Source organism: Streptomyces sp. P5F9 (genome assembly GCF_057961495.1).
Map to the genome: position 1 here is coordinate 1 of NZ_JBXVPZ010000868.1, position 1705 is coordinate 1705.

The following is a 1705-nucleotide window of genomic DNA, read 5'->3' on the forward strand; positions in this document are numbered from 1 at the left end:
GGCTGAGCGCGGGGAGGAAGAGCAGCCAGGCGATGCGGGGGGCGGTGGAGTGGTCGTGTCCGTGCTCGTGGTCGTGCTCCTCCCCGCTACCGGATCCGCGGTCGAACATCGCGTGCGCCAGGCCCAGGAGCAGCAGGAGGGCGCCGGAGATGATCAGGAGCGGGCGCAGGCCCTCCTTGACGTAGCGCAGGTAGAGGTCGGTGAAGAGGGCGGTGTGCAGGAGGCCCAGGCCGGTCAGGACCAGGAGGAGTACTTGGGCGGTGCGCTTCACAGCAGGGCGCCTCCGATCAGGACGCTGGCGGCCACGGCCACGACGGTGGTAGCGGTCGAGAAACGCACCGCGAACGCCCGGCCGAAGGTGCCCGCCTGAAGGGCGATCAGCTTCAGGTCCACCATGGGGCCGACCACCATGAAAGCCAGCCGGGCTGTGGGCGAGAAGCCTGTGAGTGAAGCCGCCACAAAGGCGTCGGCCTCGGAGCAGACCGCGAGGACGACGGCGAGCCCGGCCAGGAACAGCACGGACAGCCAGGGCGAGCCGGAGAAGGTGTCGAGGACGGAGCGCGGGACGGTCACGTTGAAGGTGGCCGCGGCCATCGCGCCCAGCACGAGGAAGCCGCCGGCGTGCAGGAAGTCGTGCTGGAAGCCGAGCCGGAACTCCGTGAAGCGGCTGTGCCCCGACTGGTGTCCGGTGTGCCGTACGACGGGCCGCAGCCACTCCTCACGCCCCAGCCAGAGCCACAGCCAGCCCATGACGGCGGCGGTGGCGAGCGAGGCGAGCAGCCGGGCCAGCACCATGGCGGGGCTGCCCGGGAAGGCGACGGCGGTGGCGGTCAGCACGATCGGGTTGATCGCGGGCGCCGAGAGCAGGAACGCGAACGCGGCGGCCGGGGTGACGCCCCGGCGGATCAGGCTGTTGGCGACCGGCACGGACGCGCATTCACAGCCCGGCAGGACCGCTCCCGCGATGCCCGCGACGGGGACGGCGAGCGCGGCCCGCTTGGGCAGCACCTTGGTGAACAGGTCAGCCGGGACAAAGGCGTTGATGGCCCCGGACAGGGCGGTGCCCAGGAGGAGGAAGGGCAGCGCCTGCACGGTGATGGCCAGGCAGACGGTCCGCCAGGCCGCCACGGCTGGGTCGTTCAGCCACGGCGTGCCCGACAGCACGAGGACGGCCACCGCGAGTCCGAGCGCGATGACGAGTGCCTTGGCCGGCGGGGGCCTGCGGAGGACGCGGCGCCGTCGCTCGGGTGGGCGGACGGCGGCCGGGAACACCGTCTCCGTCACATCAAGCAGCTCATCCGTTTTTGGCATTTTTGCTCCGAATGTCTGATGTTGTGACCGAACATAGCGAGGAGTACGGCCGCTGCCGCGCCCACACGCCGTCCGGACCGCAGGTCGGGGCTCGGGAGTACGGTTCTCGTGTGATCAGCCGACTGCCCGTCACGATCGTCCGCGCGTGTCTGCGGGAGGGTCAGGGTGGGAGTCCGACGGCGGTGCTGGACGAGGTGCCGTTGAGCGACGAGGAGCGGTGCCGGGTGCCGGTTCTCGCCGGGGCATCGCATGCCGTCTTCGTCGCGGTGCGCGGGTCGGCCGTGTTCCTTCGCTTCTTCACCGCCGAAGGCGAACTGCCCGCGTGCGGCCACGGGACGGTCGCCGCCCTGGCCTTCCTCGCGGAGCGCGCCGGAGGCACCGAGTACCGGGGCAC

At 71.4% G+C, this 1705-nt stretch carries 3 protein-coding genes; 1 reads left to right on the top strand and 2 read right to left on the bottom strand.

Translation table 11 applies throughout. The features are described from left to right. Nucleotides 1-271 (bottom strand): DUF1980 domain-containing protein (locus tag AC31A1_RS51000; RefSeq protein ID WP_489659845.1); only part of this gene is annotated, 271 nt, incomplete at its 3' end. Further along, nucleotides 268-1311, bottom strand: coding sequence for a permease (locus AC31A1_RS51005; protein WP_489659846.1), 1044 nt, complete (start codon nt 1309-1311; stop codon nt 268-270). The genes AC31A1_RS51005 and AC31A1_RS51000, both read right to left, overlap by 4 nt. A gap of 110 nt (nt 1312-1421) precedes the next feature. Between AC31A1_RS51005 and AC31A1_RS51010 the strand changes: the two genes are divergently transcribed. Continuing rightward, the coding region (locus AC31A1_RS51010) for a PhzF family phenazine biosynthesis protein (protein WP_489659847.1) at nt 1422-1705 on the top strand (284 nt) is incomplete at its 3' end.